Here is a 25,063-nt window from a genome sequence, read left to right on the forward strand (position 1 = left end):
CGGCGGGAGACTTCAGCGGGCCTGCTTGCAGAACCCGCAAAACCATCCCCTCGCCGTAAACAAGATCGGCAGCCTGATTGCAACTGACAAAGGCAGCCGCCTCCAATCAGGCCACCCATCTGAAGCCACCACGGCTCTATATTCCGCAATGGGCCCTAGGCAGCCAGTGCAACAACCTGCCCCGATGCCTCATCAACAAAGCAATACGGCTGATAGAACAGCCCAACCGAAGCCAGCACTTCGACCAACCGCGCGCGAGAAACAGCGAGATCCTCCTTCGAAGCCAGCGGCCCCGGCAACGCACAAAGCGCAGCGGCCTTTGCAGCTTCGGGGCTGACCTTCCTCAGCGCTTCTCCGGGACTCTCCTGAAAAGCGTCACGAAACGCATCATCCGTAACAAGAAGATCCAGAATCTTCACTGCATCGATCATTGAACAAGGCGCCTTTTCTTTCAATTTCATATCCTCTGAGATAGTGATGACAAAAGACCCGCCAAACTACGGCCCGCCGTTGCTAGCGTCCCGCTTCTTCAAACGCAGTTTTACGAAAGTGCATTCTCCAACGACACCCGATCTTGCTCAATACCCAGAACGATCACGATATGCACTCAACATGACTACATAGACGCACTGCCAATTTCTTCGCAATACCTTCGGCCAGACGCTTGCCTTGCCAATGTGCCAGCAGCGCCGCTATCACGGACCTCGCGGATACAGCCATGACACTTTCGAATATTGCGTGGCGGCACCAGCTTATAGTTGCGAAGTTCGTCTAAAGTGCTCGCCAAGCGGGCCGTTATAGTTCACTGATGTGACCACTCCATTGATAAGAAGAACTGACAATGTCGAAAGAGAAAGCGCCACTGACTCAAACGGAAGCCATCACCCTTTTAGAACTTCTGACTACAGATCCTGTATTTCGTCAGGAGTTCCAGTCCAATCCAGCTACCGCGCTGGCAAGGATCAGTAAAAACGCTGCCAACTCTGCTCAGGAGTGCAGCATGCCCGGTGAACTTGCGTCCATCGAGGATATGACGATCGCACGAGACCGCATGATTGAACATCTGACAAGCACCAGCATCTTTTCCATTGCGTTTTGCTTCGTCGACGGAAGAACCAGCAACTGATCAACAGCGATCAAACTTATCAGCGCCCGCTCGCAGACGATGCCACACATGCATTGCCTGCGGGCGACTTGGTACTGTCCATGACATTCAACGCCTGCAACGCTGAGCTTCCAGCATACTCAGCGTAAGCACGCCCTCGATTTGCTTTCAGCCAGGCGAGCTCATTGGCCGCCGCAACTGCATCGCCAACATCGTGGTATGCAGCAGCCAACACGCTGTGCACCTGAAAGAGTTCACCGCCGTTTACCATTGCGCGCAAATTCGGCAGCACGTCCTTGGCACCACCTGAAAGACGCAGTTCGTTCTGGCCCACCAACGCGATCAGCTCCGAAGCACGTGGATCACGCACCTCCAAAGCCAAGCCATCCAGCTTCTTGCGCTGCGATTCGAACGTATGCCCCATACGCTGGCTTGAGTAGATAACTGCAGCCGCGTAATACAGGCGCTGCCCTCGGTCGGTCTGCTTTGGATCGGTTGTTTTATCAAGCAGCGGCTTCAGCACGGCCTGGATTTGCACCGGAGGGAGGCAAGACCCGGCAGCTGCATGTGCTGTGATCCGCACCGCTGCCAGCAACTCACACTCCAGGCTTTGGTCGTCGCAGCGGGCTGCCGCCCCATCCACGCCTGCCAATGCCTCCTCCAGCTTTCCATCACTCAACGCCAACGAGGTTCCATCAAGCCACCCACCAGGATTGCCCTGAGGTAGCGTCATTAGTATTCCCCATGCCGCAGCACTTTCATCATTGGCAGCCAACGCACCAATCAAGTATCGATTGCTACGACCATCAGCCAACACCATGGCCTCACGCAACGATGCTATTGCTTCCCTTCTTCGCTCTTGGACTAATTGCACCCGGCCATGCAGCTGAAGCGCGGCGCTGCGCAGTTCAACCTGGGGAACATCGACACGTTCGGCCGCCCGCTCGGCCTCTGCATAGCGACCCAACGAAAGAGCTGCGAGGGCCAGATTGGCATTTGCCCCATGATGATCAGGGTAAAGATCGGCCAGCATTTTCCATGACCGAAAGCTCGTGACTTCATTGCCATCGTACAACTGGTTTTTCCATGCATCCATGTACAGCGCCTGACGAGCACTCAGCCGATCACGCAAACCTTCCGCCGACGCCAAGCTGGTCCTGGCTTCATCCAGATGCCCCAACCCCACGAACGAACGCATCTCCCCAAGAAACGCCATTGCGAACGTTGGATCCAATCGTGTGGCGACCTGGTAGTACTCCAAAGACTTCTGAATCTCCCCGATTCCGTACGCAGCCTGCGCGGCTGCATACACATGCAGCGCGTCGAGATTGTTGGTAGCAACCTGCGGCAACGGCAATGAGGCCCGACCCAATGCTTCGTTCGTCTCGCCAAGCTTCAAGCGAATTGCTGTAGCAACCTTGTCCAGGGAGGCCAGCGCGGAATCCAGCCCTCTACCTTCCGAGTGCTCTGAGTACACGACCCTACCGGATACCGGATCGATAACATCCATGCTGACGCGCAGCTTTCCATGAATCTCCTGCACACTTGGCATGACCACGGCGCGCGCGCCATCTCGGATGGCAACCTCTTTGGCTGTATCACGATCCAGCGGCTGTGCCGGGTCCTTGCGCATCTGCCGGAGCGTCTCACGCACCTTCAGATCACTGATGACATTCACGTGCCGGGATTGCTCCAGGCTGATCCTCAATGCTTGCTGGAGGGCGTCGTCCAGCACCAGGTTGCCGGTCTGGTTGGTGAAGTCCCCCACCACCACCCAATCCCGCTCGGCGAAAGCGATCGCTGGCTCCGGCCGAACCAACGCCCATGCCACGGCGCCGATTGCCATTACCAACATCAACTCGGCGACCAACGCCGCCGGTCGCAGCCATAGCGGTAGACGCCGCCACGCCTTGCTGGAACGGGCCGGCATGCGCAGTGGAGCGCTTCCCGTTGTGCCCACTTCAAACACTTCCTGTGGCGTCGGCAGGCCCTTGAAATACCAGCGACCGTGCGACTTCCATTGCAGGTTCGCACCGCGTTCGCCCAGCTCACGTTGGCTTGGGCGCAACAGCGCTTCAGCCACTGACGACAATAGAATCTGATTCGGCCGCGCCAACGCCATCAGGCGGGCTGCGGTGGGCTTGGCCACGCCCTCCACCTCCAGCGGTTTGGCACCGGCGGCAACCGCATCGTCATCGTTGCGCCAGAACAGCACGTCCCCTACATGGATGCCGACCCGCGCCTGCAGCGGCAGCTTGCGCTCCCTGCCGATCTCAGCCAGGGCGTCCAGGTAATCCAAGGCAAAACCCAGGCCCTGGGTAGGCACATCGAACAGCAGGAACATGCCGTCGGAACGGTCGATCAACCGACCTTTCCAACGCTGCAGCAGCTGCAGCGCACGCACGTCCAAGGTGCGGAACAGCTCAGCAGCTGCCGCGTCGCCAATCCGTGCCGTCAGCTCCACCGAGTCACAAAGATCGGTGAGCACCAGCGTCTTGAGCTGGCGATCGGACGAGAGCGCGTCGGTCTCTCTGGTCATGCGTTACGCCGGGCTAGCCGTGGTCACCGGACTGCTCCAGGAACCACTGAGCGCGATTACCGCCTTCGCGCTTTGCCAGGTACAGCGCTTGATCAGCGCGCGAATAGGCGTCGTTCCAATGGTGATCCTCATCGATCAACACCATGCCAACGCTAAGCGAGCAGGCGCCGACCGTTGCACCGGGATAGGCGATCAGATGGCGCATCGCTTCCAGCACGAAATCAGCGGTGCGCGACAGACTCTCGGCGTCAGCTTTCATCAGTAATACGCAGAACTCGTCGCCGCCAAGGCGGCAGGCGATATCGTCCTTTCCGGTTACCGATGCAAGAATACGGCCGAAACACTGCAGTGCATGGTCACCTGCAAGGTGACCGTAAGAGTCGTTCAGGCCCTTGAAGTCATCGCAATCCAGAAGCAACAGGCCTTGCGGTCGATGACCGGAGCGATGTGACTTCTGCAGATAGGCGGTCAGCGCGCGGCGATTGCTGAGTCCGGTCAGGTCATCGCTGTAGACCAGCTCGCGGGTGTGGTGCAGCTCATGGTTGGCGCTGTAGAGATTGCCCAGCGCGGTTTCCAGTTCGTGATTGCGACGGCTGAGCTGGGCAATCAGGCGCTGTTCGCTAGACACCACCCGCGACAGGGTGCGGCGCAGGAAGAACACCACCATCGCCGGATCCTGGTCGATCAGCCGATGGAAGTTGGCATGGGTGATTTCCAACAGCACGCTGTCACAGTTGGCGCGCGCATCGCAGGAACGCGGGTGGCGCTCGATCAACAGCCCGAGCTCCCCAAAGAAGTCGTTGCTGCCCATGGGCTTTGGCGCCAGGCCGGCACCAAAGTCCAGGCTGATGGTGCCGCTGACAATGATGAACATCGAGCTGCCCAGATCACCACGGCGGAACAGCACCTGGTCGGCCTGCAGCGCACGACGAACGCCGTACTGGGCAAACAGTGCAAATTCCACCGGTGACAATTGCGCACGCAGCACCGCGCTTCCCGCCGACGTAGCGACGGAAAGTTCAGACTCCAGTGCCAAACCCCCTGTTCCCATGCCGCTCATTCCATGCCTCATGGACTGCTCGCCCATGTGAGACGAGTAATCTCGCGAGCCTATCACCAAAATTATCGGTTTTGTGATCCCTTACACCGTTTGATGCTGGATCAAGCAAAAAAAAGAAGGGGCTCGTAAGAGCCCCTTTGAAACGACCTGGCCAGCGCCCTCAGGCAGCTACTTCAGTCTGAAACTGCTCCTCTTCGGTCGACCCGGTCAGCGCGGTCACGCTGGAGGCGCCGCCCTGGATCACCGTGGTCACATCGTCGAAGTAGCCTGCGCCCACCTCCTGCTGGTGTGAGACGAAGGTGTAACCCTTGTCGCGGGCGGCAAATTCCGGCTCCTGCACCTGCTCCACGTAGTGGCGCATACCTTCACCCCGGGCGTAGTCGTGGGCGAACTTGAAGGTGTTGAACCAGTTGATGTGGATGCCGGCCAGGGTGATGAACTGGTACTTGTAGCCCAACGCGGCCAACTCGTCCTGGAACTTGGCGATGGTCTTGTCGTCAAGGTTCTTCTTCCAGTTGAACGAGGGCGAGCAGTTGTAGGACAGCAGCTTGCCGGGGCTGGCGGCATGCACGGCCTGGGCGAACTCGCGGGCGAAGCCCAGGTCCGGGGTGCCGGTCTCGCACCACACCAGGTCGGCGTGCGGGGCGTAGGCGACACCGCGGCTGATCGCCTGCTCCAGACCGTTCTTGACCTTGTAGAAGCCCTCGGCGGTGCGCTTGCCGGTAATGAACGGGGTGTCGTTCGGGTCGAAGTCGCTGGTCAGCAGGTTGGCGGCTTCGGCATCGGTACGCGCCAGCACGATGGTCGGCACGCCCAGCACGTCGGCGGCCAGGCGGGCGGCAGAAAGCTTCTGGATCGCCTCCTGGGTCGGCACCAGCACCTTGCCGCCCATGTGGCCACACTTCTTCACTGCCGCCAGCTGGTCCTCGAAGTGCACTGCCGCGGCACCGGCGACGATCATGTTCTTCATCAGCTCATAGGCGTTCAACACGCCGCCGAAGCCGGCCTCGCCATCAGCAACGATGGGCAGGAAGAAGTCGATCGCGTCCTCAGCCTTGACCTTGCCGTCGATGATGTTCTTCCACTGGATCTCATCGGCGCGCTGGAAGGTGTTGTTGATGCGGCGGACCATGGTCGGCACCGAGTCGTAGGCGTATAGCGACTGGTCCGGGTACATGGTTTCGGAGGTATTGCCGTCGGCGGCCACCTGCCAGCCGGACAGGTACACCGCTTCCAGCCCGGCCTTGGCCTGCTGCATCGCCTGGCCGGCGCTGATTGCACCGAAGGCATTGACGTAGCCCTTCTTCGAGCCGCCGTTGACCAGTTCCCACAGGCGCTCGGCACCGCGCTTGGCCAGGGTATGTTCCGGCTGCACGCTGCCGCGCAGGCGCACCACGTCGGCGGCGCTGTAGGTGCGCTTCAAACCCTTCCAACGCGGGTTGGTATCCCAGTCGTGCTGCAGGGCGTCGATCTGTTGCTGGTAGCTGCTCATCGTGCTGTCCTCGAAAAGTCGTGCTTGCGTAAGGGGAAGGGTCAATCGATCTGCCGGTAGGCAGGCAAGGTCAGGAAGTCGGTCAGCTCGTCGGCGCGGCTGAGCTGGTCGAGCAGGCCGATGGCCTGGGTGATGCGGCTGCCACCGGGCAGTGCGGAGGTGTCGCCCAGGCGCGCCGGCAGGGCGCGCAGGGTGTTGGCCAGCAGCGCGAAGTCGATCGCGGTGCCGTCATCCAGATGCTGGTTGCCGGCATGCAGCCACTGCCAGATCTGGCTGCGGCTGATCTCGGCGGTAGCTGCGTCTTCCATCAGGTTGTGGATGGGCACGCAGCCATTGCCGTCCAGCCAGGCGGCCAGGTAGCGCACGCAGACCTCGACGCTGTTCTCGAAACCCGCGCGGGTAACGGTGCCGCTGCAGGGCGCGATCAGTTCATCGCGATTGGCCTGCACGTCACGGCGCAGCACGTGGTGCTGGTTGGGACCGGACATGTGCTCGTCGAAGATGGCGCGCGCCACCGGGATCAGCGCCGGGTGCGCCACCCAGGTGCCGTCGTGGCCGGCAGTCACTTCGCGCAGCTTGTCGGCGCGCACCCGTGCCATCGCCTGCTCGTTGGCGGCCGCATCGTGGTTGATCGGGATCTGCGCGGCCATGCCACCCATCGCATGCGCACCACGGCGATGACAGGTCTTGATCAGCAGTTCCGAATACGCCTTCAGGAACGGCTGCGTCATCGTCACTTGGCCGCGCTCGGGCAGCACCTTGTCGGCATGGCGACGGAAGGTCTTCAGATAGGAAAAGATGTAGTCCCAGCGCCCGCAGTTCAGCCCAACAATGCGGTCGCGCAGCACGTACAGGATCTCATCCATCTCGAACACCGCCGGCAGTGTCTCGATCAACACGGTGACCTTGATCTGCCCATGCGGCAGGCACAGCATGCCTTCGATGTGCGACAGCGCGGTCTCCCACAGCGCCGCCTCTTCCATCGACTGCAGCTTGGGCAGGTAGAAGTACGGGCCGCGATCCTTGTCCATCAGCGTCTGGGCGTTGTGGAAGGCGAACAGGGCCGCATCGAACAGGCCGCCGGCAATCGGCTGGCCGTCGATCAGCACGTGCTTCTCGTCCAGGTGCCAGCCACGCGGGCGCACGATCAGCACCGCCTGTTCGTCGGCCGGGCGCAGCGTGTAGTGCTTGCCCGGGCCCTTGGCGGTGGCCGGCGCGGTGAAATCCAGATCGCCGCGCACCGCCGCCTTCATCGTCTGCTGGCCGGACAGCACATTGCGCCAGGTCGGCGAGGTCGAGTCCTCGAAGTCCGCCATGAACACCTTGGCGCCGGAGTTCAGCGCGTTGATGACCATCTTCGGGTCGGTCGGGCCAGTGATCTCGACGCGGCGGTCCTGCAACGCGGCCGGAATCGGCGCCACGCTCCAGTCTTCTTCACGGATGCCGCGGGTATCGGCACGGAAGTCCGGCAGCCCGCCCTGGTCGAAGAAGGCCTGACGCTCGCGGCGGGCAGCCAAGCGCGCCTGCCGGCCCGGCTCGACCGCACGGTGCAGCGATACGAGCAGGCCCAGCACGCCGGCCGGCAGCAGCGCGGACTGGCCGGCCAGCTGGGTGGTCAGGGTGATGCCCGGGGTCGGGCGGGGGGCGGACTGCGGGGTAGCGACTGCGTGGGCGACGGCGGACATCGGAGGTACCTGCGTATGTCGGGGACTCCAACGTGCGGCCGCAGGCAGGTATTTAACAAAACAGTTTTTGCAATGTTATTTATAAGTTGTGCTAATACTTGCTTCAACATGCCCACCAAGCCGCCCGTAACCCCGCGTTTTTCCTACAAGTCTGATCGACTCAAGCCGCTGCGGGCATTCCTGCAGACGGTGCGATTGGGCTCGGTTTCGCGTGCTTCGGAAGCACTTTTCGTCAGCCAACCGGCGGTGAGCCTGCAGCTGCAGGCGCTGGAACGGGAGTTGGGAGTGGTGTTGTTCGAGCGCAGCGGGCGCCGCCTGGTGCCCACCCGCGAGGGCCAGCTGCTGTACGACATGGCGCAGCCACTGGTGGAAAGCCTGGACGGACTGCTGCCGCGCTTCCGCGAGAAGGTCAGCGGGCTGGATGCAGGCGAGCTCAATATCGCGGCAAATTCGTCGACCATCCTGTATCTACTGCCAAAGATCGTCGAAAACTTCCGAAAACTTCACCCGGACGTGCGCTTGACCCTGCACAACGCAATCAGCGCCGACGGCACCGACCTGCTGCGCAGCGACGCCGCTGACCTGGCCATCGGCTCGATGATGGATGTGCCGGCCGACCTCAGCTACGCGCCGGTCTACCGCTTCGACCAGGTATTGATCACCCCGCCCGACCACCCGCTGGCGAAGAAGAAGAACCTGACTCTGGAAGACCTGTCGCCGTGGCCGCTGATCCTGCCGCCGCGCCGGCAGATCACCTGGCGGCTGGTCGACCTGGTGTTCCAGCAGCACCGCGTGCCGTACACCGTGGCGCTGGAGGTTGGCGGCTGGGAAGTGATCAAGCAGTACGTGGCGATGGGCATGGGCATCAGCATCGTCACCGCCCTGTGCTTGAACGATGGCGACCGCGACAAGCTGGCGACGCGGGCGATGAGTGACTACTTCCCCTCGCGCAGCTATGGCGTGGTGGTGCGGCGGGGCAAGGTGCTGTCGCCGCAGGCGCGGGCATTTGTGGAGCTGATCCAGCCGGATCTGTTTGCGCCGCGGCAGTACGACGATACCGGGCATTCGGAGCGATAAGGCTTGTGCCTGTTTGCTTTGGGCTTGTTTGCTTTTGCCTTCGCTTTTGCCCCCGCTTTTTTGTCGTCATTCCCGCGCAGGCGGGAATCGCCCTTGCCTTTGCTCCAGCCTTTGCTCCAGCCTTTGCTCCAGCCTTTGCTCCTACCTGACACCCCACGTAAAGAGCGATTCCCGCCTGCGCGGGAATGACAAGCCAGCTAGAAGCTTCCCCTCACCCCAACCCCTCTCCCGTAAACGGGAGAGGGGCTTAAGCAGATGGCTTGCGCTTCAATGCTCCGCGCAATCACAACCCTCCCAGCCCGGCTGCTTGCTGGTCTGGCCGATACCCGGGTTGAAGGTGTTGCTCGGGTCCAGCTGCTGATAGAACTGCGCCAGCGCCGGCTTGGCCGGATACAGGTGACCGACGTTGTGTTCAGCCGGGTATTCGGCGCCGCGCTCGTCCAGCAGCTTCCACATGGCGTGCTCGATCGCCATCGGGTCTTCACCCTTGCGCGCGATGTAGTCCTGGTGGAATACATGGCACAGGAAGTGACCGTAATAGAGCTTGTGCAGCAAGCGCGCATCCAGCTCGGCCGGCAGCTGCTCGAACCAATCGAGGTCGTCGCGGCGCAAGGCGATATCCAGGGCAACAATGTCCTCAACCTGCGCGCGATGTACTTCGCGATAGCGCACCGCCGCACCAGCCACGGCGAACCGGTGCAGGAAGGCTTTGCGGCCTTCGTCAGGCGTGCAGTGGAAGTAAGCGCCGTCATGCCCGGCGAAGAACTGGCGCAACCAGCTTTCCGTCGCCGCCGCATCCTGCGCGGAAACCTTGACCAGCAGATGGTGCTCATAGCGCTGGCGGAACTCGCCCATGCGCTTGGGCAGATGCGAGGGCAATAGTCCGGTCAGCAACTGCATTGCATGATCGGTAACGCCGCGCAGACCCAAGCGCTCGAACCAGCCATCAACCCGGCTCTTCAATGCAAACGCAGCTGGTACACGCGCGGTGCCGAGCTTGTCGATCAGCAGGAAAGTATCCTTGCCGTAGCGCTCGCCAATGTCATAGGCAACGCGGTGAATGTATTCGCCTGAGATCGGCACACGCTCGAAACCGGTCAGCAGCTGCCGTCGGATAGCAGTGAGGCTTTCGGTGCTGTTGCTGCCGATATAGAACACCTCGGCCGCTTCTTTGGCAAAGGTGTCCAGGCGCACCGCGAACACCGCCAGTTTGCCGGCCGAACCGGCCGCTTCGTAGTGACGGCTGGGGTCGGCATTGAAACGCGCTGGGGTTGCCGCATCCACCTGCCGCACCTGCTCCGCATAGCGCGGATCGGAGCCGGCACGATCGCCATCAACACGCACATCGGCAGGCTGGTAATCGCCGGCCTGCAAGCGCTGCAGGATTTCTTCCGGCGTGTCGCCCAAAGCGATGCCGAGATGGTTCACTAGCTGCAAGCGACCTTCGCCATCAACCTGCGCATACAGCGCCATCTCGGTATAGGCCGGCCCACGCCGTACCAGCGAGCCACCGGAGTTGTTGCATACACCGCCCAACACCGAGGCACCGATACACGAAGAGCCGATCACCGAATGCGGTTCGCGCCCGAGCGGTGCCAGCGTCTGTTCGAGACGGTCCAAGGTGGCGCCGGGCAGGCACAGTACCTGCCGTCCTTCATCAAGCAACTGCACGCCGGTCAGGCGCAGCGTGCTGATCAGCACGATCGGTCGACCATAGTCGTTGCCATCCGGCGTCGAGCCGCCGGTCAGCCCGGTATTGGCCGCCTGCAGGATGATGGCCGCCCCGCCCTGCACCGCTGCCTGCAGGGCGCGCCACATCTCCAGCAGACTGCCCGGTCGCACCACCGCCAGCGCAGCGCCATCGCCAAAGCGGTACCCCTTGCGGAAGCGCCGGGTTGCCTTGTCGCCAGTCAGTACATGGGCATCACCAACGGCGACGCGCAGTTGCGCCAGCAGTGCCTCGTTCGCACTCATGCCAGGTTGACCAGCGAGTCGCGGCTTATATCGGCAATGCGGCGTGCACCGGTAAGCGTCATCGCCACGCGCATTTCCTTGGCGATCAGGTCCAGCAGGTTGGCCACGCCAGCCTCGCCCTGCGCGGCAAGCGCGTAGACGAAGGCACGACCCAACAGCACGCTGTCAGCGCCGAGTGCGAGCATGCGCACCACGTCCAGACCTGTGCGGATGCCCGAGTCGGCGAGAATCTTCAGATCGCCCTGCACTGCATCGGCAATCGCCGGCAAGGCTCGAGCGGTAGACAGCACGCCATCCAGCTGGCGACCGCCGTGATTGGAGACCACGATGCCATCGGCGCCAAAGCGCACCGCATCGCGCGCATCGTCCGGATCAAGAATGCCCTTGATCACCATCGGCCCCTTCCAGAACTCGCGGATCCATTCCAGATCCTTCCACGAAATCGACGGGTCGAAGTTGTTGCCCAGCCAACCGATGTAGTCCTCCAGCCCAGTCGGACTGCCGCGATAGGCAGAGATGTTGCCCAGATCATGTGGACGTCCGAGCAGACCCACATCCCAGGCCCAGCGCGGATGGGTCATCGCTTGGCCAATGCGGCGCATGCCGGCATTCGGGCCACTCATGCCCGAATGCGCATCGCGATAGCGCGCGCCCGGCACCGGCATGTCAACGGTGAACACCAGCGTGGTGACGCCAGCAGCCTGCGCGCGCTCCAGCGCATTGCGCATGAAGCCGCGGTCGCGCAGCACATACAGCTGGAACCACATCGGCCGCTTGATCGCAGGTGCCACTTCTTCAATTGGGCACACCGACACCGTCGACAGCGTGAAAGGAATGCCGCGACTGTCCGCCGCGCGTGCCGCCTGCACTTCGCCACGGCGTGAATACATGCCGGTCAAGCCGACCGGAGCCAGCGCAACCGGCATCGCCAGCTTCTCGCCGAACAACTCGGTTTCCAGGCTCAAATCAGACATGTCGCGCAGGATGCGCTGGCGCAGCGCGATGTCGGACAGGTCGGAAACATTACGTTTGAGCGTGTGTTCGGCATACGCGCCGCCATCGATGTAGTGGAACAGAAACGGCGGCAGACGACGCTGCGCGGCCGCACGGTAATCGGTGGAGGCGGAGATGATCATGGGTCAACCGTGGGGTGAGGGAAGCCGCGAAGCGCGGGCACGCCGCGCCTCGTCTTCATCAAGCGTGCGCAGTGTCGTGTGCACGAACTCAAGATGGGTGTGCGCTGCGGCGCGCGCACGCTCGGGATCGCCGGCCAGTACCGCATCCATCATTTCGCGGTGCTGGTCGGACAGGGGAGAAAATGTTGTCGATGCGGTGTAGAGCTTTTCACGGCTCTGCGAGATATTGGTCTGCAGCAGCTCGAACAGGCCGCGCATTACCTGCAACAGCACCAGATTGTGCGAGGCCTCGGCGATGGACAGGTGGAAGGCCGCGTCGGCGCGCGCTTCGCCGGCCGGATCATCCTTGCCATGCGCATCCATCATGGTCTGGAAGGCCTGCGCGATACGCACACGGTCCTCGTCGGTTGCCCGCAGCGCGGCATGCCAAGCGGTAGCGCCTTCCAGCGCGTGGCGGATTTCCAGAACGTCGAAGCGGTATTCCGGATCCCCCTGAAACAGCGGCAGATACGGCACCAGTGGTTCATCCAAGGCCTGCCGGGCGCGCGCAGCCGGTTCGGCAACATAGGTGCCACCGCCAACCCGCGCCACCAGCAAGCCCTGGCTGCCAAGCTGGGCAATCGCCTCACGCAGCGCCGTGCGCGAGACCCCGAGCTGCACCGCCAGTGCGCGCTCGGAGGGCAGCCGGTCACCCGGCTGCAGCTGTTGTTCGTCCACCAGCACGCGCAGCTGCGCGGCCACCTTGTCGGAAATACGTTGCGTACTCATGCCGACATTGTGGCCCGAAGCTGCGCGGCGTTGGCGGATGCGCGCGGCCATGGCTCAGGGAATCATCCAGGTCAGCCAATAGGCCTGCGCGGTGGTGATCAAGCCGACCATCACCGTGAAGATCAGGCTGTGCTTGACGGTGAAGCGGAACAGGTCCGATTCCTTGCCAGCCAGGCCCACCGCCGCACAGGCAATGGCGATGGACTGCGGAGAGATCATCTTGCCGGTGACGCCGCCGGTGGTATTGGCGGCGACCAGCAGCACTTCCGATACACCAATCTGCTGCGCGGTAGTCGCCTGCAAGGCCGAGAACAAGGCGTTTGACGAGGTGTCCGAACCGGTCAGGAACACACCCAGCCAGCCGAGGAACGGCGAGAAGAAGGTGAATGCCTTGCCGGTATGCGCAAGCGCCAAGGCCAATGTTGCCGACAAGCCGGAGTAGTTGGCGATGAAGGCAAAGGCCAGCACCATGCCGATCGAGTAGATCGGCATCTTCAGTTCATTGACGGTCTCGCCGAAGGTGCGCACCGCCGCACGTACCGGCATGCGCAGGTAGATGATGGCGATCACCGCTGCCAGCATGATCGCGGTGCCGGTGGCCGAGAACGCATCGAACTTGTACACGGCCTCATAGGCGGTAGGCGCGTTGACGATCGGCGGCATCTTCTGCACCAGCTGGTCCAGGCCCGGCACCGGCAACTTCAGCACCCAGCTCTCCAGCGGGCCGCCGGCAGCGAACAAGGCCTTGAACGGCTTGATGCTCCACAACGTCACCATCGCGGTGAGGATCAGGAACGGCGACCACGCCTTGGTGATCTGGCCGGCGCTGTAGCGCGGTGCGGCAGATGCCTGGGCGGCAGCCTCGGCACTGGCGTCGGTTTCAAAGCGGAAGATGCGCTTTGGCTGCCAACGGCGCAGGAACAGCGTCAGGCACACCAGCGACGCCAACGAAGCGGTGATGTCCGGCAGTTCCGGGCCGATGAAGTTGGAGGTCAGGTACTGCGCGATGGCGAACGAACCGCCGGCGATCAACACTGCCGGCCAGGTTTCCTTGATGCCGCGCCAGCCATCCATGATGGCCATGATCCAGAACAGCACGATGATGGTCAGGAACGGCAGCTGGCGGCCGGCCATCTGCCCGATCTCGAACGCATCCAGCCCGGTGACCTGGCCGGCGACGATGATCGGGATGCCCATCGCACCGAACGCAACCGGCGCAGTGTTGACGATCAGGCACAGACCAGCGGCGTACAACGGCTTGAAACCCAAGCCGACCAGCAACGCGGCGGTGATCGCCACCGGTGCGCCAAAACCTGCGGCACCTTCAAGGAATGCACCGAACGCAAAGCCCACCATCAGCATCTGCAGGCGCTGGTCTTCGGTCACCGACAGGATCGAGGCGCGAATGATCGCGAACTGACCGGTCTTGACCGAAACCTTGTACAGGAACACCGCGCCGATGATGATCCAGGCAATCGGCCACAGCCCGTACAGGAAGCCGAATCCTGCTGCACCCAAGGCCTGCGACACCGGCATGCGATAGAACAGCAGCGCAACCGCCAGCGCGATGGCGACGGTGATGGTACCGGCCAGCCAGCCCTTCATGCGCAGCACGGCCAGGGCGACGAAGAAGAAAGCGATCGGCAACAGCGCGATCAGGCTGGACAGCCAGAGGTTGCCAGCGGGGTCGTACAGTTGTTCCCAGGGCTGCATGCAGGTTCTCGTCAAAGGCGAAAGGCGGCCCACCCGCAGGTGGAGATGGCCGTGGTCGCGAATATTGGTACTACCAATATTCAATCAACACGACCAGCGAACCGCGATTGAATCGCCGTTTCCGCGAAGATCCTATTAGACCATAGGGTTAGTGAAGGAAATTGGTATTACCAATGCGTGAATTTTGTAGGAGCGGCGCAAGCCGCGAAGCCGATATCAATACAACCACCCTTCCACTTGCCACTGCATCCATGCAGCTTGCCGGCACCGTCAGCTTCGCGGCTTACGCCCTCCTACAAGAAATAACAAAAACGAAGGCAAAAAAAACGGCACGTTTCCGTGCCGGTTTTTCTTCTTCGCCATCGCCGCTTACAACCGCCGCCACTCCGGCCCTTCCCCGCGCCGCCAATACACCGCCACCGCCTTGCCGTAGACCGTATCGGCATCCACCAAACCGAAGAAGCGACCATCAAAACTGTTACCGCGATGGTCGCCCACCACCAGCAGCTTGCCGGCCGGAATGGTGATGCCGTTGATATCCGGGCCACCGCCGTCCTGCAGGTCCAGCTGCACCTGTTTGTTACCGAACAGCTCACGCGCAACCGCCTGGCGCAACGGCTGCTCGTTGATGAACAGATAGCCGTCGTGCAGCTGCACCCGATCACCGGCCACGGCGACCACGCGTTTGATCAGCCGCGTACCATCGGCCGGGGAATCAAATATCGCTACATCACCACGCTGCGGTGCCTGCCCGGCCAGCAGCTGCACATCGGTGAAGGGCAGGCGCAGGCCGTACGCACGCATATCCACCACCACCCGGTCACCTGGCTGCAAGGTCGGCTGCATCGAGCCACTGGGCACCTGGTAGTGGTTGGCCAGGCTGTCGCGGGCAGCAAACAACAGCAGCAACATCACCAGCAAGGGCAATACTTCCCGCCGCACCCAAGCCACGGCTGGATGCGGCGATGCAACGGACGCTGTCTCATTCATGGCCAATCACCAGCTACGGGGGGGTAGCCAACCGACCGCCAAGGCCGGGCGAAGTTCCCAGCGACTGCCGAACGCCGGCCGTAAGCTTTGCTACGCAGACTTTACGCCGCCACGCCCGGCCACCATGGCGATTTGATGCCGCAGCGGCGCATCGTGGCACCACCGCGCCGCATGGCGCTTGAACGTGGTGCTACATGAGCGTTTTACTGATCCGGCATACCCGCAACCCAGCAGTGCCGGATGCGTCCCTGCTGCCTGCACAACTCGCCGGACAGCCACTCCACTGCCTGCACTGCGGTTCGCTGCCGGCGCTAGCACAATGCCTGCACAACGCCCGTCAGCAAGCGCCGGACTGGGTGCTGATCGAGAACAGCGCCACCGACGATGCGCAGTGGGCGTTGCATGGCCGCACTGTGTGCAGCGCATTGGACGCCCTGCCGGTGCCTTACATCGAAATCGCCAGCAATGATGCCGATACGCTGGAAACCCACCTGCATCCCCATCACGCCGCGACTGCGGTGGTGGTCTGCAGTACCGGTACCGACGAAGCGCGGCGCCTGTCGCTGGCGATCACCACCCGTCTGCTCAGCAACGGACAAGGTGCCTGAGCCATGGCCATCTTCATCGTGCGTGGGCCCGATACCTGTGATGCGCTGCTGCAGGCTGCTATGCCGCTGCCAAGCCCGGTCATGAATGCCTTGGTGCATCGCGCACTCGACGTCGGCATCAGCGTGGCACAGCGCAACTGCCGCTCCGAACAGGAGCTGCTGGACTCGCTATGCGCGGCCGATCACACCCCAAGCGACGTGATCCTGTTGGCCCCTGCAGCCTGCGTGCACAGCGCCCGCCTGCAGCGCCTGCTGCCACGCCTGCGCAATGCCTACGTGGAGGTTCATGAGGACGCCAGCGATGCGCCGCAGTCCTGCCTGCCGGAGCATCTTGGCCATCGTCTTGGCATCGCCCAGGGCTACTGTGCGCAGAGCTATGTGCTGGCCATGGAGCTGGCGCTGGAACACCTGTGCTGCAGCGACGTCGGTGATCGCGTACATGTAGGCACCTGATATGGATGCGCATCGTTACATCGTCGGTTATGAGATCTATCTTGATGGCCACCCGTTCTGGTGGGGGCATCTGGCCGTGCATCTGCAGGATGCGGATCCGATGCTGCTGCAGCCGCAGGCATTGCTGGATCATCTGTGTGCGATGGCGGCGCAGCGACACGATGTGGCTTCGGCGCAGGTGCGGTTGAAGATGATCAGTCGGTTGTAGCGAGCGGCACTTCTTTCTACCGGCTTCGCGGCTTGCGCCGCTCCTGCAATCGCCTGGAAGGCCCTTTGCCGAGCATGGCTCGGCACTACATGCGGCGGTCCGGGTCGCTTTCACAGTTTGGCCTCGCCAAATACACTCGACCTGTCATCTTTGAACTGCAGGTCGTCAAGTCCACATGCCTCTACTCAACGGTTTCACGCTGGGCCAGGAGTTCGATATCGAAACGGATCTGGTGCAGGCATGTACGGAAGCGCCCAACCATATCCTGGAACAGCTTGTTTTCAGTTCGGAACTGGACTTCGAACCCTGCCGTGAGCTGCTCGAGAGCACGCTCACGCTTCGTTACGGGCCATCTGCAGCGCCAGCGTTGAGCGTAAACGGAGAGGTCTCCGTGGCCTGCTATAGCTTCGCAAAGGACGCAACACGGGTTACCGCCCAGATTTCCTGCGAAGGAGCCAATTACCGCTGCCATGGCTTCATCCATGCCACCACTTGCTGGCAGCCGGATTCCAGTTCGTGATTCGCTATGATCGGCAAGCGGGCAGGTACACGCCCGCGTGAAGCACGCATTCGATTCCCAAGGACGATCTCTGACATGAATAGTCATTCCATGCTGCTGTGCTTGCTGCTTGCCGTTACGCCAGCTGCTGCAGCCGATGCTCCGGATGAGGCTGCCACATTGGCCATCGTCACCGCCGGCCACTGGCAGTCAGGGCAACAGCAAGGGGTTTATCGGGTGCGTCTGGAGAACGTAGGCTTCGAGCACGTTTCCTGCCGTGTCTGGATTGAGTGGCTGAGCGCACCGGCACCCGGAAAGCCCTTCGCGACAGTTGCAAAGCTGCCATTGGCTGAAGCATCGGACAGCTTCTGGTCGTGTCCCAACCGAAGCGGCACCGTCGTGCTGAGCGACGCAGCGTTGCAGCTCAATCTGGTCCATGCCTATTCGCTGGAACCGCGGGTTTTCAATGTGGTTCTGGGTACACCGGGGCACTACCAGTTGCAGAGCGAAGGGAATACTTCACCGTGACGAATGGAATCTCCCGCGCTTTTACCCTGACGGCGACCACTTCGCGCTTGATCGGCCGCAGCCTGTTGTTGCCTGGAGCGCTGCTACTGGGCGCATGCGCAACTCACCCCGGTCCGCTGGGCGCATTGTCCGACATTGTGGTCACCGGCAGCGGCGTCGATAACGAGCGCGATGCGCTCCTGTGTGATGGATTCAAACCTGATCCGCAGCAGCTGCGTGCGTTCTTCCGCCATGCCGTGCTGATCACGCCGCGGCAGGAACATGATTTCTTCCTGCACGGGCCCTGCTATGTGCGCGGCACGCTCACTACCCGCTATGAGCGCTGGCACTGGGAGCTGCGCAATGGCGGTACTGCGCGGGTTACTTCCGCTGCGGGTGATGATTCTTTTCTGCTGGGTGATCCACGCGAGGAATCATCGCTTGGCGATGAGTGAGGCCTGCGCTGTTCCGTAGTGCCGAGCCATGCTCGGCGGGGGCATTACCGGTAAAGCCTCTGCCAAGCATGGCTCGGCACTACCGCTGCTGCTCCCTCCCTTTTGCATAGCAAAGGGGAGGGTTGGGGAGGGGTTGGCTTTTGCGGCCTTTCCAGCGCTGCGGGCTTCGCGGCTTACGCCGCTCCTACAAAGCTGATGGATGGCTGGGAAAGCCTCTGCCGAGCATGGCTCGGCACTACATTGGTGAGGCCTCTGCCGAGCATGGCTCGGCACTACCTTCAGTAGTCTTCTTCGGCGGCGGCTTCGCGGCCTTGCTGGCGGATCAGCGCTTCTTCGCGGGCGTCGTTGATGGCGTGACGCACGCTGTCCAGGTCCACCGCATGCTCATCCGGGGTGAACTCGCCGGTCAACACGGTGTCAGGCAGCAGCTCGCCAGCCTGGAACAACTCCCACATCTCTTCGCCGTACCAGGTCTCCAGCAGCTCCGGTGCCCAACGACCGAGGTTGGCGGTGAGGTTGTTGACGTCGCGCAGCAGCATGGTGCGGGCAGCGTTGTTGCCGCCGGCACTGACCACCTGCGGGAAATCGATCACCACCGGGCCATCCGGCCCGACCAGCACGTTGTACGGCGACAGATCGCCGTGGATCAGGCCGCAGCACAGCATCAGCTTGACCTGCTGCACCAGCACGGTGTGGAACTCACGCGCCTGCTCGGCACTGAGTTCCACCTCGCCCAGACGCGCGGCGCTGAAGCCCTCGGCGTCGGTCACCAGCTCCATCACCAGCACGCCATGGAAATAGCCGAACGGTTCCGGCACGCGCACACCTGCGTCGCGCAACTGGTACAGCGCGTCCACTTCGGTGTTCTTCCAGGCCGCTTCGGCCTGCTTGCGGCCGTAGTTGCTGGCCTTGCCGATGGCACGGGCCTCACGGCTGCCGCGTACCTTGCGGCCTTCCTGGTACTGCACGCGCTGCTGGAAGCTGCGCTGCGCCATGTCCTTGTAGACCTTGGCACAACGGATCTCGTCGCCGCTGCGGACCACGTAAACCGCTGCTTCCTTGCCGCTCTTGAGCGGGCGCAGGACCTCGTCGATGACGCCGTCGTCTATCAGTACCTGCAATTGTTGGGGTGTTTTCACAGTGTCTCGGTGGCTGCGGGTGGCGGCTCGATCTGCATCGAACGTGGGCCGTCCGGGTGGGATCAGGCCGGCATATTGTTGCCGATGGTACGGAAACCGGCCAGCCATGGCAGCACCGGGGGTTCAGGCTGGACAGATGCGGTGGCACAAACGCGGACGGCCAGGCGTTGGACCTGGCCGTTGGTCGGTGATCGCAGCTGGCAGCAGGCTGCGCCTACCCTCTCCCCAACCCCTCTCCTGGAGGGAGAGGGGCTAGCGCGCAACCTCAGCGGCTCAGCACGCCTGGGTTCATCAGGCCCTTGGGATCGAGCTGGGCCTTGACCGCGTCCAGCACCGCCAGCGCGGCCGGGTCGCGGCCGGCGCGGTAGTCGTAGAACTTGCCCAGCTGCAGGTTGGCCGCGCCATGCGCGCGCATGGTGTCGGCGATCTGCCGCTTGAGCCTGTCGGCAGCAGCGCGGGCCGGCAGGTGTTCGCCCGGGCAGCCGATACGCTCGCGGTGGTCGGCATCGACCGTGCGCTGGTGGAAGGCATTGTGGCTGTCGGGCCAGTAGATGCAGGGCTCGATCACCACCGCCTGCGCGCCCACGCTGGACAGCAGGGTGCCGATGAAGATGCCGTGCTTGTCCATGGTTTCCTGCTCGCGGGCGAACAGGTCCTGCAAGGCATTGAACATGCTGCTGGCCTTGGAGTGCGGCACCAGCGCATGCACTGGCGCCCAGCGCTCGCCCTGCGGACCCAGCATCGAGTTCCAGGCGGCAAACGGGTTGGCGGCCATCATTTTGGGAATCGAAGGCTCGATACTCTCGCCGAACTCAGCAACCAGCTTGCGCGCACGCGCGACCCGATCAGCGACTTCTGCCGCGCTGTCGCCTTCCAACGTGATGTGCAGCGAGAACTGCTCCTGGTCGACGATGTCGCGCCCCTTCACCGCCAGCTTCAGACCCGAGATCAGGCCGCCCTTCCTGATCACATTGGTCAGCGCCTTGACGTCACTGGACAGCCCGGCGCGGCGCATGCGCACGCGGGTCAGGGCCGGATCGAAGGCAGCGGTTTCGCTGGCCAGTCCGTGCCGTGAGAGCACGCCCAAGGCGCCGAACAGACCTTCCGCAGTCGGGAACTGCCAGGACAGGTAATCGATATGTGCATGCTTGGGGATGAGCTTGAGCACGATGCGGGTCTTGATACCGAGCAGGCCGCAATCGCCCAGGAACAGGCCGGTCAGGTCCGGGCCGTACCAGCGGAAGAACGGCGTGGTGTTGGCTGCCGCCGCCGAGCCGGTGGTGAGGATGTCGCCATTGGCGGTGACTACCTGCAAACCCAGCACCACGTCGGCCGAGCAGCCATAACGCGCGGTGCCGTGGAAGATCGCGCCCTGCGACATGCCGCCGCCAACCGTGGCATGCGAGCCGGACATCGGTCCGAAATACGGGGTGCGCACGCCCTTGGCGTCCAGCGCATCCTTCAGGGCCCGCCAGGTAACACCGGCTTCGACCACGACGTAGGCGTCCTGCAGGTTGATCTCGACGATCCTGTCCAGCGAACTGGTATCCACCAGTACGCTGTGACTGTGCGCGGCGGTATAGCCGCCGGTATAGCTCATGCCGCCGCCGCGTGCGATCACCGCAACACCGGCGTCGGTGAGTTGTTTGACCGCAGCGGCCAGTTGTTGCGCGTCATTCGGGCGCAGCACCGCCAGCAGGGGTTGGCCCTGCGAGTAGACGTCGGTGGCGAAGTACTCAAGCTCACTGGCATCGGTGACGATGCTGCCGCCCCAGCTGGACTGCAGCGTGGCGATGACGGCGATTGCGGTGTCGTTGCTCATGGGGGTCCTTCGGCTCAGGCAGACAGGGCGGCAGCGCGCCCCTGGTAATCGGATTCGGTATCGGTGATCACGCGCAGCGGCACCGGCAAGGCGCGCAGGCGCGCGGCTAGGTCTGGTGCGGTGACATCGCGCAGCAGGCCATGCAGGCGGTTGCCAAGGCGCAGCAGTTCAACAACGTTGGCATGCACCAAGGCAGGCGCAGGTGCGTCCACGCGGCGGCGCGCAGCAGCGCTTGGCGCCAGCCACGGCCACAACAGGTGGCGTTCGCGCTCCCATTGCCAAGCATCGCAGAGGTAGCCGCCGGCGCGGTCGATTGCGGTGGTCGGCAGGTTCTGCAGCAGCAACGCCTGTTCTTCAGCGCTGAGCAGCCACGGTGAATGCAGCACGACTTCGCTGACACGCGCTCCCAGCGCATCCACCAACGCGGGAACATAACCAGCTGCAGCGCCATGCGCTTCGATCAGCACCGGCAACTCGGCGCAGTCGCGCAATGCCTCCAACAAGGCAGCGACCACGCTGGCGGCATCCAGGGCAGCATCGCTTTCACAGGAGGCGCCGTGGCCGGGAAGATCTGGCAGCACGCACGCGCTGTCATCTGCATCAAGCTGCTGCGGCAGCAGCGGCCGGGTGCCGGGTGCATGCAGGCATAGCCGCAGCCGGCCCTGCCCTGCCCGCTCCCATACCGCCATGTCACCGCTGGCGGTGGCAACAATGCGTCGCTGCCAGCGGGCGTTCGCCGATGCACCCGTGTTGCCAGCAACGAAGGCCAACTCGGCCTTCAATGTCTGCGCCAACCAAGCATCCATGCTGTCGAGCATCGCCGGAATGCCGGCGGGCTCTTCAACCACGTTTACGTTGGCGGGCAGACCTTGCAGGCGCGGCATATGCGCCAGCAGCGGATCGCCATGGCGGTAGACCAGCCACGACGGCATCTGCAGCTGCTGCAGCCAGAAGTGATCGTTGTGGCGGAACGCTGCCGCATAGCCGGCGCGATAGGTGTCGCCGACATCCAGCACATCCATCACCGTTTCGCGGGTGCTCTCAGTGGTCTGCGGCGGTATCGTCATCGCCGCATCGGCGCGGCCGTCGTACCACGGGAAGTAGTACTTCTGCTCGCGCATGCGCGACCACAGCCAGCGCAGATGCGAGCCGTCCCACTGCGGCACGAACGGCGGAAGATAGGCGTCGCCATACAGTGCGCTTTCTTCCGGAGTGAAAGCCGCATAACCATCCACCACCAACGCGGCGACACGCTCGGGCGCAGCCCAGGCCAACCAGGTGGCGATCAGCCCGCCGGTATGCATGCCGAATACCGCAAAGCGCTGCAGGCCGATGGCGTCCGCGAACTCCAGAGTGGCCGCGCCGAACTCGGCAATCGTCATCGGGTTGCCGGGCAAGGCATCGGAATAGCCGAAGCCAGGTGTATCCGGCGCAATCACCGTGTAGCGATCCGCGTAGCGTTGCTGCATGGCTGCCCACATCCGCGAGTTCTGCGGCGATTGATGGATCAGCAGCAGCGCTGGTCCGCTGCCGGCAATACGGTAGTGCACCTGCCGTCCGTTGACGGAAGCGAAGCGGCGTTGGATCTGGGTCATGCGTGTTCCTTAGAGCCGTACCAGCGCCTTACCAAGGTTGTCGCCATTGAGCAGGCCGATGAAACCAGCCGGCGCAGTGGCCAGCCCCTCGTGAATATGTTCGCGGTAGCGCAGCGTGCCGGCGGCGATCATCTGCGCCAGTTCGCTACGGCATTGGGCGAAGTCGGCCAAATGGTCGTAGACCACCAGGCCTTCAAGTCGCGCACGTGCGCCGATTACTGGCCCAAGATTCGGCCCAGCCGGGCGCTCGGCACGGTTGTACTGGTCACTGAGCCCGCACAGCACCACGCGCGCATGCAGGCGCAGCAGCGACAACGCCGCTTCCAGCACAGCGCCACCGACATTGTCGAAGTAGCCGTCGATGCCGTCCGGGCATGCCGCGCGCAGCGCCTCGGCGAAGTCCGGATCGCGATAACTGACGCAGGCATCGAAGCCGAAATCGTCGGTGACGATGGCGCACTTCTGCGCGCTGCCGGCGATGCCAACCACGCGGCAGCCTGCAGCCTTGCACAGCTGGCCGACGACACTGCCAACCGCGCCAGCGGCGGTGGATACCAGAATGGTTTGTCCGGGCTTCGGCTGCAGAATCCTGCGCACACCAGCCCACGCCGTGAGCCCGGGAATGCCCAGCACGCCAACCGCGGTACTGACCGGTGCCAACGTCGCATCGATCAGCGAGGTAGTGTTTGCATCCAGTACGGCCTGCTCGGCCCAGCCGGTCATGCCGGTCACGACATTGCCGGGCGCGAAACGACCACTGCGATCTTCGATCACCGTAGCGATGCCATAGCCCGGCACTATGTTGCCCAGCGGCGGGCACGGCAGCGCATAGCGGCCACCAAGCTGCGCACGCAGGAACGGATCCAGCGACAACCATTGCACCTGCACCAACAACTGGCCGTCACCGGCAACCGGCAACGGCAGCTGCTGCATTTCGAAATCCTGCAGCTGCGGCAGGCCTTGCGGAATCTGCCGCAGGCAGACGGCCTGCATTGTGCTGTGCAGGCCGTCCATCATCAGAACGCGTTGATGCCGGTCAGTTCGCGGCCGATCACCAGCTGGTGCACGGTCTCGGTGCCTTCGTACGTGATCACCGACTCCAGGTTCAGCGCATGGCGGATCGCACCGTGCTCGGTGGTGATGCCAGCACCGCCGAGCAGGTCACGGCATTCGCGGGCGATGTCGATGGCCAGGCGGCAGTTGTTCCACTTGGCCAGCGACACCTGCTGCGGCTGCATCTGCCCAGCGTCCTTCAGACGGCCCAGCTGCAATACCAGCAACTGGCCGGCAGTGATGCGGCGGGCCATGTCGGCCATCTTGATCTGCGCGCTCTGGGTGGCGGCCACCGGGCGGCCGAACAGGATGCGTTCCTTGGTATAGGCCAGCACTTCGTCCAGGCAGGCAATCGCGGCGCCCAGCGGGCCCCAGGTGATGCCGTAGCGGGCCTGGGTGAGGCAGCCCAGCGGGCCCTTCAGGCCCTTGACGTTGGGCAGGCGGTTGGCGTCAGGCACGCGCACGTTGTCGAAGAACAGCGCGCCGGTGACCGAAGCGCGCAGGCTCATCTTGTGCTTGATCTCCTGGGTGGTGAAACCCGGGGTGCCCTTCTCGATGACGAAGCCCTGCACGCCTTCATCGGTATTGGCCCAGACGATGGCGATATCGGCCACCGAGCCATTGGTGATCCACATCTTGGAACCATTGATCACCCAGTCGCCACCGTCCTTCACCGCGCGGGTTTTCATCGCCGCCGGGTCGGAACCGCCATGGGCCTCGGTCAGACCGAAGCAGCCGATCACCTTGCCGCGCGACATGTCCGGCAGCCAGCGCATGCGCTGCTCTTCCGAACCGTAGGCGTAGATGGGGTACATGCACAGCGAGCTCTGCACCGAGACGAAGCTGCGGATACCGGAATCACCGCGCTCCAGTTCCTGGCAGATCAGGCCGTAGCTGACGCTGTTCAAGCCGGCGCCGCCGTACTGTTCCGGCAGCGAACTGCCAAGCAGGCCCATGTCGGCGATCTCGCCGATCAGCTCGGTCGGGAAGCGGCCCTGGTCGAAGCAGTCGCCGATGATCGGCAGCACGCGCTCATCGGTAAAACGGGCAACGGAATCCTGTACAGCGCGTTCTTCCTCGCTCAGCAGCGAACGCACGTCGAACAAATCGTAGGGGTTCAGTGTCTTCAGGCTCATTACTGTCTCTGGAAGGCGCATCCGCGCCCGGAAGGTAGGGGATAAGGTA

Annotated in this window: 23 protein-coding genes; 8 read left to right on the forward strand and 15 right to left on the reverse strand. The window is 63.0% G+C overall.

Features of this window, described 5'->3' with window-relative positions; genetic code table 11:
• Nucleotides 1-155: 155 nt before the first annotated feature.
• A complete protein-coding gene (locus ACVOLZ_RS14940) occupies nucleotides 156-461 on the reverse strand; it encodes an NHLP-related RiPP peptide (RefSeq protein ID WP_481516811.1) in 306 nt (101 codons plus the stop codon).
• Nucleotides 462-841: 380 nt separating this feature from the next.
• Between ACVOLZ_RS14940 and ACVOLZ_RS14945 the strand changes: the two genes are divergently transcribed.
• Nucleotides 842-1,126 (forward strand): NHLP-related RiPP peptide, encoded by a 285-nt coding sequence (locus tag ACVOLZ_RS14945; RefSeq protein WP_481516812.1) that lies wholly within the window; start codon nucleotides 842-844, stop codon nucleotides 1,124-1,126.
• Nucleotides 1,127-1,145: 19 nt separating this feature from the next.
• On the opposite strand, the gene ACVOLZ_RS14950 is transcribed toward ACVOLZ_RS14945, so the two are convergent.
• From ACVOLZ_RS14950 to aceB, 4 genes are all read right to left on the reverse strand, one after another.
• Complete coding sequence (locus ACVOLZ_RS14950; protein WP_481516813.1) at nucleotides 1,146-3,644, reverse strand: putative peptide modification system cyclase; 2,499 nt, start codon at nucleotides 3,642-3,644, stop codon at nucleotides 1,146-1,148.
• A 13-nt stretch (nucleotides 3,645-3,657) separates the two neighbouring features.
• Entirely contained in the window at nucleotides 3,658-4,695 is a 1,038-nt protein-coding gene (locus ACVOLZ_RS14955) for a GGDEF domain-containing protein (RefSeq protein ID WP_481516814.1), read from the reverse strand.
• 169 nt (nucleotides 4,696-4,864) lie between these two features.
• Complete coding sequence (aceA, locus tag ACVOLZ_RS14960) at nucleotides 4,865-6,196, reverse strand: isocitrate lyase (protein ID WP_481516815.1); 1,332 nt, start codon at nucleotides 6,194-6,196, stop codon at nucleotides 4,865-4,867.
• A 41-nt stretch (nucleotides 6,197-6,237) separates the two neighbouring features.
• Nucleotides 6,238-7,881, reverse strand: a complete 1,644-nt coding sequence (gene aceB / locus ACVOLZ_RS14965) for a malate synthase A (protein ID WP_481516816.1) — start codon at nucleotides 7,879-7,881, stop codon at nucleotides 6,238-6,240.
• A 108-nt stretch (nucleotides 7,882-7,989) separates the two neighbouring features.
• Here aceB and ACVOLZ_RS14970 point away from each other — a divergent pair, with 108 nt between their 5' ends.
• Nucleotides 7,990-8,958, forward strand: coding sequence for a LysR family transcriptional regulator (locus tag ACVOLZ_RS14970; protein ID WP_481516817.1), 969 nt, complete (start codon nucleotides 7,990-7,992; stop codon nucleotides 8,956-8,958).
• Between the two features lie 267 nt (nucleotides 8,959-9,225).
• Here ACVOLZ_RS14970 and dld read toward each other — a convergent pair whose 3' ends face one another.
• The 5 genes from dld to lepB all read right to left on the reverse strand — a co-directional run bounded on the left by dld (nucleotide 9,226) and on the right by lepB (nucleotide 15,539).
• The gene (gene dld, locus ACVOLZ_RS14975) at nucleotides 9,226-10,932 is read right to left on the reverse strand and encodes a D-lactate dehydrogenase (protein WP_481516818.1); all 1,707 of its coding nucleotides are present in this window, start codon (nucleotides 10,930-10,932) and stop codon (nucleotides 9,226-9,228) included.
• Nucleotides 10,929-12,068 carry an FMN-dependent L-lactate dehydrogenase LldD gene (lldD, locus tag ACVOLZ_RS14980; protein ID WP_481516819.1) on the reverse strand — a complete coding sequence of 380 codons (1,140 nt, stop codon included), beginning with the start codon at nucleotides 12,066-12,068 and terminating at the stop codon, nucleotides 10,929-10,931. Before lldD ends, dld begins: the two co-directional genes overlap by 4 nt.
• 3 nt (nucleotides 12,069-12,071) lie before the next feature.
• Nucleotides 12,072-12,836, reverse strand: coding sequence for a transcriptional regulator LldR (gene lldR, locus ACVOLZ_RS14985; protein ID WP_481516820.1), 765 nt, complete (start codon nucleotides 12,834-12,836; stop codon nucleotides 12,072-12,074).
• Nucleotides 12,837-12,890: 54 nt separating this feature from the next.
• Nucleotides 12,891-14,549 carry an L-lactate permease gene (gene lldP, locus ACVOLZ_RS14990; RefSeq protein WP_481516821.1) on the reverse strand — a complete coding sequence of 553 codons (1,659 nt, stop codon included), beginning with the start codon at nucleotides 14,547-14,549 and terminating at the stop codon, nucleotides 12,891-12,893.
• Nucleotides 14,550-14,918: 369 nt separating this feature from the next.
• A complete protein-coding gene (gene lepB, locus ACVOLZ_RS14995) occupies nucleotides 14,919-15,539 on the reverse strand; it encodes a signal peptidase I (protein ID WP_481516822.1) in 621 nt (206 codons plus the stop codon).
• A gap of 194 nt (nucleotides 15,540-15,733) precedes the next feature.
• On the opposite strand from lepB, the gene ACVOLZ_RS15000 reads away from it, so the two are divergent.
• The 6 genes from ACVOLZ_RS15000 (at nucleotide 15,734) to ACVOLZ_RS15025 (ending at nucleotide 18,269) form a co-directional block, all read left to right on the forward strand.
• On the forward strand, nucleotides 15,734-16,147 hold the full coding sequence (locus ACVOLZ_RS15000; protein WP_481516823.1) for a hypothetical protein: 414 nt from the start codon (nucleotides 15,734-15,736) through the stop codon (nucleotides 16,145-16,147).
• 3 nt (nucleotides 16,148-16,150) lie between these two features.
• On the forward strand, nucleotides 16,151-16,600 hold the full coding sequence (locus ACVOLZ_RS15005; RefSeq protein ID WP_481516824.1) for a 3-dehydroquinate dehydratase: 450 nt from the start codon (nucleotides 16,151-16,153) through the stop codon (nucleotides 16,598-16,600).
• A gap of 1 nt (nucleotide 16,601) precedes the next feature.
• Nucleotides 16,602-16,808 (forward strand): hypothetical protein, encoded by a 207-nt coding sequence (locus ACVOLZ_RS15010; protein WP_481516825.1) that lies wholly within the window; start codon nucleotides 16,602-16,604, stop codon nucleotides 16,806-16,808.
• Between the two features lie 175 nt (nucleotides 16,809-16,983).
• Nucleotides 16,984-17,328: a hypothetical protein gene (locus tag ACVOLZ_RS15015; RefSeq protein WP_481516826.1), complete on the forward strand. Its 345-nt coding sequence runs from the start codon at nucleotides 16,984-16,986 to the stop codon at nucleotides 17,326-17,328.
• A gap of 75 nt (nucleotides 17,329-17,403) precedes the next feature.
• A complete protein-coding gene (locus ACVOLZ_RS15020; protein WP_481516827.1) occupies nucleotides 17,404-17,835 on the forward strand; it encodes a hypothetical protein in 432 nt (143 codons plus the stop codon).
• The gene (locus ACVOLZ_RS15025; protein ID WP_481516828.1) at nucleotides 17,832-18,269 is read left to right on the forward strand and encodes a hypothetical protein; all 438 of its coding nucleotides are present in this window, start codon (nucleotides 17,832-17,834) and stop codon (nucleotides 18,267-18,269) included. The genes ACVOLZ_RS15020 and ACVOLZ_RS15025 overlap by 4 nt, the downstream gene beginning before the upstream one ends.
• A gap of 278 nt (nucleotides 18,270-18,547) precedes the next feature.
• On the opposite strand, the gene ACVOLZ_RS15030 is transcribed toward ACVOLZ_RS15025, so the two are convergent.
• The 5 genes from ACVOLZ_RS15030 to ACVOLZ_RS15050 all read right to left on the reverse strand — a co-directional run bounded on the left by ACVOLZ_RS15030 (nucleotide 18,548) and on the right by ACVOLZ_RS15050 (nucleotide 25,014).
• Nucleotides 18,548-19,408 carry a PA4780 family RIO1-like protein kinase gene (locus tag ACVOLZ_RS15030; protein ID WP_481516829.1) on the reverse strand — a complete coding sequence of 287 codons (861 nt, stop codon included), beginning with the start codon at nucleotides 19,406-19,408 and terminating at the stop codon, nucleotides 18,548-18,550.
• A gap of 265 nt (nucleotides 19,409-19,673) precedes the next feature.
• Nucleotides 19,674-21,230: an FAD-binding oxidoreductase gene (locus tag ACVOLZ_RS15035; protein ID WP_481516830.1), complete on the reverse strand. Its 1,557-nt coding sequence runs from the start codon at nucleotides 21,228-21,230 to the stop codon at nucleotides 19,674-19,676.
• Nucleotides 21,231-21,244: 14 nt separating this feature from the next.
• The gene (locus ACVOLZ_RS15040) at nucleotides 21,245-22,825 is read right to left on the reverse strand and encodes an alpha/beta hydrolase (RefSeq protein ID WP_481516831.1); all 1,581 of its coding nucleotides are present in this window, start codon (nucleotides 22,823-22,825) and stop codon (nucleotides 21,245-21,247) included.
• A gap of 9 nt (nucleotides 22,826-22,834) precedes the next feature.
• Nucleotides 22,835-23,842 carry an NADP-dependent oxidoreductase gene (locus ACVOLZ_RS15045; RefSeq protein ID WP_481516832.1) on the reverse strand — a complete coding sequence of 336 codons (1,008 nt, stop codon included), beginning with the start codon at nucleotides 23,840-23,842 and terminating at the stop codon, nucleotides 22,835-22,837.
• A complete protein-coding gene (locus ACVOLZ_RS15050; RefSeq protein WP_481516833.1) occupies nucleotides 23,842-25,014 on the reverse strand; it encodes an acyl-CoA dehydrogenase family protein in 1,173 nt (390 codons plus the stop codon). Before ACVOLZ_RS15050 ends, ACVOLZ_RS15045 begins: the two co-directional genes overlap by 1 nt.
• Between the last annotated feature and the right edge of the window lie 49 nt (nucleotides 25,015-25,063).

It is taken from the genome of Stenotrophomonas sp. STEN020 (assembly GCF_056760195.1).